This window comes from Nocardiopsis lucentensis DSM 44048 (assembly GCF_000341125.1).
In the GTDB taxonomy this organism is placed as follows: Bacteria; Actinomycetota; Actinomycetes; order Streptosporangiales; family Streptosporangiaceae; genus Nocardiopsis; species Nocardiopsis lucentensis.
On the sequence record NZ_ANBC01000081.1, the window covers coordinates 1 to 653 of the forward strand.

Below are 653 nucleotides of genomic sequence, written 5' to 3' on the forward strand. Positions count from 1 at the left end.
CGACGGCACCAGCGCGTACACCGTGTCCGAGGCCGCGGCCAGGGCCGCCCGCGCCACCAGGCGCTCCCAGCCGCCGGTGAGGTTGATCACGGCGTGCTCGGTCGCCGACGTGGGCGCCGCCAGCCACGTCGACAGCCGGATCCGGCCCGCCCCGGCCGCGCCGCCCATGTCCGTGGGCCATTCGCCCACCAGTGTCAGCGCCCGCACGTCCACCGCGCCGTCCACGTCGTCGAGCACCGCCTCGACCACGGCATCCGCGCGTTCGGCGTCCAGGCCGCCCCGCGCCTCCTTGGCGTTGACGCCCTGGCTGTACACGCGCGCGGCGTCCCCTGAGGGGGCTGGCGCGGTACGCGACAGGGGCCGCAGCACGTACAGGTCCGAGGCGGCGCCGATCGACTCCGCGCCGTGGTACCGGTTGAAGTCCGGCCAGACGGCCTCCAGCAGCAGGTCCATCCGCACCATCCGCGCCTGCGTCGCCGCCGCCAGCCGGGGGGTGGTCTCACTGGCGCCGTAGGCCACCAACACCCGCCCCCTGCGGGGATCGGTCATCCCCTCCAACCCGCGCCGCACGAACAGCTCCACCCCGTCCGGGGTGTACGGCGGGTCGGTGAACACCAGGTCAGCGGCGCCGCGCAGCGGTGACGGCAGCCCCA

At 75.7% G+C, this 653-nt stretch carries 1 protein-coding gene; it reads right to left on the minus strand.

Going from position 1 to position 653, the window contains the following annotated elements; all coding sequences use genetic code 11:
* On the minus strand, positions 1 to 653 hold a 653-nt coding region (locus D471_RS0102565; protein ID WP_017597178.1), incomplete at both ends, for a bis-aminopropyl spermidine synthase family protein.